We start from the raw sequence: 9,183 nt of genomic DNA on the forward strand, positions 1-9,183 counted from the left end.
CTTATCTCGGGCGGAGCCAAAGCGGGTGAATGAGCGAACTTTTTTCTTGCGGGGATGGGGCGAAACGGTCGCTTCGACTGCAAGCGCGGTACGTAATCGTAGAAAACTCCCCAACCGTGAGGGCTGATCCGGTCCGCGTTCGTGGTGGATCGGGCGCAGAACGAGATCGATCCCGTCGCCGTGGTGCTGCACCAATCCGGTTTTCCGCAGATGCAGCATGGGCGCTTCTTTGAGACCCTTCTATATCCGAAGCTGTTGATCATCCGGACCCTCTCCCCGGCGAGCCAATTAGCTGCCCACAGCTTTGTTTGCGTCTGGGGAACGAGTCGGTAAGATGTGACATTCCCATTCAGAAATGTCAGCCTCCATCGCATACTTTGCGCCACGCTCCTGATTCTGGCTAGCTGCTAGCCGATAAAGATCAGTAAAATCCCGCACGGGTCCCAAACGTGGAAGATCTTCGTGTCGCCGCCGACTAACTCGATCCCCTTATCGTACCTGGCGTGACCGAAGTTCCCGGTGTCGATCACCTCTTTCGAGTGCGCGTGCCATGCCTCGATGTCATCGACATCGAACTTCATCATGAAATTCTCCGCCCAGTCTTTGTTGTAATAGTTCTGTAGTCGGAAGACGGCGTTTCCGAGTCTGCAATCCATCGTCCCGCCCCAGCCCTCCGTCAACTCGAAACCGAGCCCCCGGTAGAAGCGCTGCGAAACCCCGAAATCCTCGGATGGGACGTAAGTGACAAGTTCCTTTATGGTCAACGGCATTAGACTCCTGCCCGCGATCGCACGGCACTCTACAATACCCGATAACCGAACCTCACAACCAACGCCGCACTCGATTCGCGTATTCCTCGTATTTGCCCTCTTGCGACCGTCGTAAGAATTCTTCTTCCAGACGCACCTGAATCTGCATCAGGGCAAAACCTAGCGCGAAACTCGTAAGCGTGAACGCGTTCGGCAGCACGAGCACGAGGCCGAGCAGGGTGCCCATCATCCCGAGGAAAATCGGGTTCCGCGAGACACCGAAAAGGCCCGTACTCACGAGTCGGGTCTTTGCGGGGTCGATCCCGATCCGCCACGAGTCCCCCATTTGTAACTGGGCCGTCACGACCCAAATCAGCGAGGCAACCAGCAGGATGTAGCCGACGTACTGCGCTGCGCCAAACTCCAGCCAGAATATTGGCATCAGGAATTCGTCGACGCCGGGGAGGAGTGCCCTCGCCCCGATCGCCAGAAAGACGATCAGCATCACCACCTTGAACAGCGTCCCGACGTAGTCGTGGGCGCTGTCCGTCCCGCCGAACGTGACCGGGTTGCTCCCGGTGCGTTTCCAGACCCGGTACGTCGGCAGAACGAACGCAACGGTAAGGTAAACGATTAGGTAGATAAGTAGCGTGTAACGATCCATGTTTTTTAGAATCTTTTTTTGGCGCTCCGCCGTGCCCCCTTACGCCGCGCCGTGAATTGCCTTCGCGCCTTGCGGTTCAATCCGGCGGCCTTCATGTCCCGCTTCGAAAATCTGAACCGGCGCAGAGCGGACCTCGAAAGGGCATAAAGAACTGCGGTCAATACGACAGCCACGACAACGGTGACCCAAAATGTGGCGGATTTATCCATCGGCGCGTTTCCCGAGTTTCAAGATTCGCAATGCTCCGCGGACGACCACGACGAACACGATCATACCGACGATCAGATCCGGCTTGTTCGATCCGAATAGGTAGACCAGCACGCCGGCCGCTATCACGCCGAGGTTGATGACCACGTCGTTGGACGTGAAGATCGCGCTCGCCTGCATGTGTGCTTCGTTGCTTTTTGATTTCTGGAGTAGGTATAGGCAGAACCCGTTCGCGACCAGGGCGAGGAGCGAGACGACGATCATCGTCGCGAAGTCCGGCATCTCCTCGACGCCAAGGAATCTGCGGATGACCTCGACGAAACCGACGACGGCGAGTGCCAGCTGAAAATAACCCGCAAGTCTTGCGATGCGCTGTTTTCGAGCCAGGGCGGCGCCGACCGCGAACAAGCTGATGCCATAGACGAACGAGTCGGCCAGCATGTCGAGGCTGTCAGCGACCAGCCCCATCGAACCGGAGATCAAGCCGGTGGTCATCTCGATCGCGAAAAATCCGAAGTTGATCGCGAGGACTGTCCACAATAATCTCCTTTGCTTTGCGGGTTCTTCGAATTGGACCTCTTCCGATTGCTCGGTGCTGACGCGGGTGCCGCCCAAATTCAGATCCGCGATCGAACTTTCGATCGCGTCCAGCCGCCCTTCGTGATGCACGGTCAGCCGCCGCTGCGGGATGTCGAAGGCGAGGTATTTTATCCCGGCGATCCCGTCGAGCCTCAGCCTGATCAGGTTCTCCTCGGACGGGCAGTCCATTTGCGGTATTTGAAAAACTGTTTTCTCCATTCCTTTAATCAACCTTCGGCCTTTCGTTTTGCCAGCAGACAAAATGACCGTCGGGGCAACTCGTCTACTTCTTGAATGCCACGGTGCCGGAATTGATAGACGGATCAAGTCCGCTTACGGTCTTTGCCCGTGCGAGCATGTCGGGTGATAAGTCAACGCCGACGACGGAAAATCCATGTTTTGCGAACGCGATGCTCTGCGCCCCAGTTCCGCAAGCCATATCGAACACCTTCGCGCCAGGAGATAAGCCCGAATCGCTTACAACCTTTTCTCGTATGTGACGCGCGAAAATCTCAGCGAAGTCATAAACCGGCGCCATCCTCCGAAACCATCGGACGTTATGCCATTCGTGCTGCTTTGCGATATCGCGCAGGTTCCGGCTCATCTCCTTCTCCGGCCGTCTAGATGTGTACCCGCCCCGAGCATGCCCCGTTGCGTTTCTTAAAGTGGTTTTCGCGCTTTGTGAAGGCGAATCGTGCCGAAAAATGTTCCGAAACTTGCCGTTTCATCGATTTCAATAAGACCGGCTTCCGCGACAAGTTCCGGCAACCGTCCCTGCAGGCTGTCCTTGGTCGTCGCGCCGTCGAGCCAGATGATCGGCTGGGAGGCTGCCTTCATCAGAACATTTGCGGCCTTTCCCCAATCGGCAAGGTGCAATGTGCCTCCCGCCTTCAAAACCCTGAATACTTCTTCAAGAGTTCTTCGCTTGTTTGCGGGCGTCAAATGATGAAAGAACAAGCTCGTCACGATCGCGTCGAAATACTCAGCCGGGTACGGCATTGTGGTGGATAAAGCTTCGCTGAAATTTATTTCAGCACCGCTGGCGGCGGCTTTGCGGCGGGCAATGCGAAGAATTCTCGCGTCGCCGTCAAGCCCATGAGTTTCTGCATGAGGAAATCTACGTTTCAGCGCGACGGTCAAGGTCGCCGTCCCGCAAGCCAAATCCAACAGGCGCCCGCTTGACGGGATGTCGATTTGCTCGACCAACTTTGTTTTGAATACCTTCTCCCGCGTGGTCCACTTCACCACCGTGTCGTAAAGGGGCGTAAGAAAATCGAACCCTAATGCGGGAATGTAGTTCTCTTTACCTTCTGTTTTCATTGCTATTTGCGACGAGGTGTCTTCGGACCGGCACTCTTTTTCGAGGAAAAAAGATATGGCGGTTTATAAAAACTCTTCGACATGCCGAAAGCCTTCGTCGAAAAGATTGGCGATGTGCTCATCGTCGAGCGTGTAGTAGGCGATCTTTCCTTCCCTGCGAAAACGGACGAGTTTCATCTGCCGCAGCGTCCGCAGGGAATGCGAAACCGCCGACTGCGAAACGCCCAACAGATTGGCGATGTCGCAGACGCACAATTCCTCTTTCGACAGCGCGAACGCGATCTTGATTCGCGTAGGGTCACCCAAGATCCTGAAAGTCTCGGCGAGTAAGCCGATCGCCTCCGCCGACTTCATCGCAGTGCGAACATTTTCCACTTTACCTTCGTCGACGAATTGGATTTCGCAGGCGTCGCCTACGGCAGGTGTCGCTTTTACGCTCATAGTTCTACTCGTTCGAATCACTTTTCTCAGAATCCCAAATGCCTGCCGCCCTGATAAATAAGGAAGGTGACGACATAAGCCAGTGCGGTCATGTAACCGACTTGAAAAAACGTCCAACCCCACGAGTTCGTTTCGCGCCTGACGGTCGCGAACGTGGACATACACTGAAACGCCAAAAGGTAGAAGATCATCGTCGTGAGCGCTAGCAGCGGGGTCCACACGGGGGAACCGTCGTCCCTTTTTGCGTCGCGCATCGCTTGAAGCAACGATGCCGAGGTCGCATCCTCGTCCTTGCCGACGTTGTACAAAATACTCATCGTCGAAACGAAAGTCTCCCGCGCGGCGAAACTCGAGATCAACCCGATGCCGATCTTCCAGTCGTACCCGAGCGGCGCGATCACCGGCTCGATGGTTTTGCCCATCCGCCCCGCGAGACTGTAACGAAGCTGCTCGGCAGCGGCGGCGGTTTCGATTTGCTTTTGTTGTTCTTCCTCCGACTCGTTCGCTCTTTCAACTTGCGTTTCGGTCGCGACCGTCGCGGCCGCGTCGCCTTTCGGCGGACGCGGGAAATTCGCCAGAGCCCAGAGGATGATCGAGATCGCCAGGATCACCGTTCCGGCGCGTTTGACGAACATCCCGGCGCGCTGGTAGACGTTCAGGAAGACGACCTTGAAGTTTGGCATCCGGTAGGGCGGCAACTCCATCAACAGCGGCGGCGGCGGGGCTTTCAGGATCGTACGCTTCAAAATGAAAGCGACGATGATGGCCGTGACCACGCCCAGGATATACATCGACAAGATCAGTACCGCCCCGACCGACACGAACCCGAACACGTACTGCCCGGTGAAAAAAGCCCCGACCATCATCGTGTAGACTGGGAGCCTCGCCGAGCAACTCATGAACGGCGCGATCATGATCGTCGCCAGACGGTCTTTCGGGTTTTCGATCGTGCGGGTCGCCATCACCCCCGGGATCGCGCACGCGAAACTGCTCATCAGGGGCACGAAGGCTTTGCCGTGCAATCCGGCTTTGCTCATCAATTTATCGAGCAGGAAAGCCGCCCGCGCCATGTACCCCGTGTCCTCGAGGATCGAGATGAAGAAAAACAGCAAAACGATCTGCGGGAGGAAGATCATCACGCCGCCGACCCCGGCGATGACGCCGTTGGCGATCAGATCGTTCAGTACTCCGGGCGGAAGCGAGTTCCGGGCCGCATCCTGCAGGGAGCCGAAGACCGAATCGAGCAGGTCCATCGGCAGTTGCGCCCACGAAAAGATCGTTTGGAAAACGAACAACAGGATTCCGATGAGGATCAGAAGCCCGAAAAATTTATGCGTCAATACGGCGTCGAGCTTTTCGCTGAACGCACGCCCGCCGGAATCGCGCTCTTTGACCGACTCCTGCACGGCGTCGGAGATCCAACTGTACCGCGCAAGGATCGAGGCGTTGCCGTTTTCCGACTGGGCTTCACCGTTGCGATCGAAGAACGGAAAATCCGCCGGCGCAGGTGCCTCATTTCGGATAGCCTCGTCGATCGCCCTCGTCAGTTCGTCGAGCCCGCGCCGCTTACCCGCGACGACGGGGACGACCGGCACCTTCAGATGTGAAGATAGCTTCGCGGCGTCGATTTCTGTTTTCCGAGATTCGGCTTCGTCGATCATGGTGAGTGCGACGACGATCGGGATCCGGTACTCAAGAAGCTGCGTGAATAGATATAGATTTCTGTCCAGATTCGTCGCGTCGACGACGGCGATGATGCAGTCGGGCGCGTTCAAGCCGGATATCTTGCCGGTCAACGCGCCACGGGCGATTTCCTCGTCGATCGAATTCGCATTGAGACTGTAGAGCCCGGGCAAATCGATCAATCGCACCGCCTCGCCGCCGACGTGCCAGGCGCCCTCCTTTCGCTCCACCGTCACGCCCGGATAGTTCGCGACCTTCTGCCGCATGCCCGTCAGCGCGTTGAAAAGCGTCGTTTTCCCGGCGTTCGGATTTCCGGCTAGCGTGATGGTGAGCATGCCACTGCCTACGGAAGTTTGTGCGGGTGAAATTGTTGCCATGGGCGATATTATTTTCGGCATCGCCTCGAATTTGCACATATGAACAGGCATTCATATGATATTTCAACATAACGCAGAAATTTCCGGCCGTCAACGCCGCGGTTCTGATTCAACTTTTGACTATTTGTAGCTAAGCAGCCGCAAGCTGTTCAAAATCACGAGCACGGTGACACCGACGTCCGCGAAGATCGCGAGGGCGAGGCTGCTGAGGCCGAGGATCGCCAAGGTCACGAACACCAGCTTCGTGACGATGGCGGCGGTCGTGTTGATCTGGATCGTCGCGACGGCCCGCCTGCCTAGGCGGACGAGGTAAGGGATCAACTCGAGGCGGTCGTTCAGAATCGCGATCGAGGCCGCTTCGATAGCGGTGTCGGAGCCCGCCGCGCCCATCGCCACGCCAACGCTGGAGAGGGCGAGCGCCGGGGCGTCGTTGACGCCGTCGCCGACCATCGCGGTCGGGCCGTATTTGGCGAGCAGCTCCTTGATCCCCTCGGCTTTATCCTCGGGCAGCATTTCCGCCTTCACCTCGCGGATGCCGACCTCTTTGGCGACCGTTTCGGCGGGAGCTCGGTTGTCCCCGGTCATCATCACGACCTCGATGCCCAATTCCTGCAATTCGGCGACCGCGGCACGGCTTTCGGTTTTGATCTCGTCGGTCAGGGCGATCACGCCCTCCACGCCGTCGTGGCTGCTCACAACGATCGATGTCTTCCCTTCCATTTGCAGAGATTCGACGCGGCGGACGACCTCCCCTTGGACCTCGTGTTCCTCTGATATAAACGGCAGCTTCCCGATGCAGTGGTGCTTGTCGTAGCAGACGACGCAATCCGCCTTCGCTCCTTTGCCCATCACGGCTTGAAAATTCTCGACGCCGTGGATGTCGATTTTTTCCTCGTTCGCCGCCGCGACGATCGCGGCCGCCAGCGGATGTTCCGAGTACCTCTCGATCCCGGCCGCACACGCCAGCAGGTGCTCGCGCGTGGTCTCGCCGAAGGGCAGCACGTCCGTCACTTTCGGCTTCCCGTAAGTGAGCGTGCGGGTCTTGTCCATCGCGACGGCCTTGATGCGCCCGATCGCCTCGATGTACTTGCCGCCTTTGACGAGCGCTCCTTTCGCCGAGGCGTTGCCGATCGCGGCGTAGATGGAAATCGGTGTCGAGATTACGAGCGAGCACGGGCAGGCGATGACGAGGATCGTGATCGCCTGCTCGAACCACGGGTTGAACGGCTGGCCCAGAAAGACCGTCGGTATGACGACGAGCAGCGTCGCGATGGCGATGATCGACGGCGTGTAGTAGCCGGCGAAGGTCTCGATGAACTTTTGGGTCTCCGCTTTCGTTTTCGTCGCAGCGAAAGTGGTCTCGATGATCTTGGCGAGCGTTGTGTCTTTGGCGGTTTTCAACACCTTCGCTTCGAGATAGCCCTGCAGGTTGAGCGTCCCGGCGAAGATCTTGTCACCATCGTGCTTGTCCTTCGGCAGCGGCTCGCCGGTGATCGCCGACTCGTCGACGCTAGATGCGCCCGATATCACCTCGGCGTCGAGAGCGATCATGTCGGAGGGTCTCAGGATCAGCGTATCGCCGACGTTGATCTCCTCGATCGGCAGCTCCGTTTCACCGCCCCCGCGCCGCACGCGGGCGGTTTTCGGTGTGCGATCGACCAGGGCCTGCAGAGCCGATTTGCTCGACTGAATGCCGAAACTTTCCAGCCTCTCGCCCAGAGCGAACAGAACCACAACGACCGCGGCCTCCTCGTATTCGCCCAGATAGAAAGCACCGACGACGGCGATCGTCATCAGGAGATTGATGCTGCGAAAGTTCAGCTTCGAAAGGGCCTTGAGTCCGCTCCACAACGTCCGCCATCCAACCGCCAGGATCAGCACCGCGAAAAACGGGAACGCGATGTCGCGCCGCAGCTTGTAGCCGTCCCCCATCAACGACAGGAACTCGAAGACGGCGACGAGGGCTACGCTCGCGATCAGCCATTGAAATTTCCGGTCCTGCCAGAGACCGAGCGTCTCGGGTTTGGTTGTTTTGGTTTCGGTCACGGCTATGAAGTGGGTCGTCCGGTGGATGAATTTCGCAGCTCCTCGTCGACCAGAGCCCTTAAGTCGGCTTCACTGAACCTTCGGAGCTGCCGACCGTTGACGAAAAACGTCGGCGTCTGCCGCACGCCGAGCGCCTGGCCGTCCTTCTTGTCCCGTTCGATCTTCGCACCGTAGCGATTTTCGCGAACGGCGACATTCGCCTTCGCCAGATCGAGACCCAGCTCCTCCGCGTACTTTTGGAACAAAACGTTTATGTTCGGGGGCGGTTGCGAGGCGGCTGCGGGGCCGTGCTTCTGTCCCCACTCGTGCTGTCTTTGGAAGAGAAGTTCCTGGGCCTGCCAATACTTTCCCTGTTCGCCGGCCGCTTCAGTGAACGTCGCGGCGGAAACCGAATTCGGATGGAGCGGCATATAACGAACGACGAGGCGGATCTTGCCTTCGTAATCTTTAAGCAGTTTCTTCACCACGGGGCTGAACGCGGCGCAGGCCTCGCACTCGGGATCCAGAAACTCGACGACCGTGACCGGGGCGTTCGTGGGTCCAAGGGTCGGACTGTCGGGCCGCACCAGGGATTCGGGGGTCACACTTCCCGCATTCGAATTGCCGCTTGTCTTGGTCGCGACCGTTTCGTTCTGCAGCGAGTTTCGATAATAGTTCGAACCCACGACGACACCTACAATGACGAGGGCGACAATAGCCCCTAAGATAATTACTTCTTTTCTCATATCATTTTTCAAAACGCTCCGCCTTATGGAGCCACAAGCACAAGCTCACCGCCGCGAACGCAGTCAAAGCCATCAGCGGAATCGTGATAAATCCGAGCCACTCGATCTGCACCGTCGTGCACGAAATACCCTGTTGGCACGGCGTGATGCTTTCCGGCAGGACACCGTAATAAAGCAAATTGTGATAAATCGAAATTATGAGCCCCCCCACAGCCAGCGGTAGTGCGTAATATTTCATACGGCGGTCGAGCATGATGATGCCCGCACCGATGACGATGACCAGCGGGTACATAGCGATGCGTTGATACCAGCACAAAACGCACGGCGGCAGTTCCATCACCTCGCTGAAGAATAGACTGCCGGCGGTCGCCACAAGCGCGGCGGTCCATGCA

10 protein-coding genes are annotated in these 9,183 nt (G+C 57.7%); all 10 read right to left on the reverse strand.

The features are described 5' to 3' along the window. Positions 1-407: 407 nt before the first annotated feature. Positions 408-770, reverse strand: coding sequence for a glyoxalase (locus IT350_20020; protein MCC6160350.1), 363 nt, complete (start codon positions 768-770; stop codon positions 408-410). A gap of 52 nt (positions 771-822) precedes the next feature. Beyond that, positions 823-1,413, reverse strand: coding sequence for an isoprenylcysteine carboxylmethyltransferase family protein (locus IT350_20025; protein MCC6160351.1), 591 nt, complete (start codon positions 1,411-1,413; stop codon positions 823-825). Positions 1,414-1,614: 201 nt separating this feature from the next. Further along, the gene (locus IT350_20030; GenBank protein ID MCC6160352.1) at positions 1,615-2,418 is read right to left on the reverse strand and encodes a cation transporter; all 804 of its coding nucleotides are present in this window, start codon (positions 2,416-2,418) and stop codon (positions 1,615-1,617) included. 64 nt (positions 2,419-2,482) lie between these two features. Beyond that, positions 2,483-2,803 (reverse strand): methyltransferase domain-containing protein, encoded by a 321-nt coding sequence (locus IT350_20035; protein ID MCC6160353.1) that lies wholly within the window; start codon positions 2,801-2,803, stop codon positions 2,483-2,485. Between the two features lie 56 nt (positions 2,804-2,859). Then, entirely contained in the window at positions 2,860-3,519 is a 660-nt protein-coding gene (locus IT350_20040) for a class I SAM-dependent methyltransferase (GenBank protein MCC6160354.1), read from the reverse strand. A 63-nt stretch (positions 3,520-3,582) separates the two neighbouring features. Beyond that, complete coding sequence (locus tag IT350_20045; protein MCC6160355.1) at positions 3,583-3,873, reverse strand: winged helix-turn-helix transcriptional regulator; 291 nt, start codon at positions 3,871-3,873, stop codon at positions 3,583-3,585. Between the two features lie 113 nt (positions 3,874-3,986). After that, a complete protein-coding gene (gene feoB, locus IT350_20050; protein MCC6160356.1) occupies positions 3,987-5,978 on the reverse strand; it encodes a ferrous iron transport protein B in 1,992 nt (663 codons plus the stop codon). Between the two features lie 162 nt (positions 5,979-6,140). Beyond that, positions 6,141-7,952, reverse strand: a complete 1,812-nt coding sequence (locus tag IT350_20055) for a heavy metal translocating P-type ATPase (GenBank protein MCC6160357.1) — start codon at positions 7,950-7,952, stop codon at positions 6,141-6,143. Positions 7,953-8,068: 116 nt separating this feature from the next. Then, positions 8,069-8,791, reverse strand: a complete 723-nt coding sequence (locus IT350_20060) for a DsbA family protein (GenBank protein ID MCC6160358.1) — start codon at positions 8,789-8,791, stop codon at positions 8,069-8,071. A 1-nt stretch (position 8,792) separates the two neighbouring features. After that, positions 8,793-9,183: disulfide bond formation protein B (locus tag IT350_20065; protein ID MCC6160359.1), on the reverse strand; the 391-nt coding region annotated here is incomplete at its 5' end.

This window comes from Deltaproteobacteria bacterium (assembly GCA_020845895.1).
Taxonomy (GTDB): Bacteria; Lernaellota; Lernaellaia; order JACKCT01; family JACKCT01; genus JADLEX01.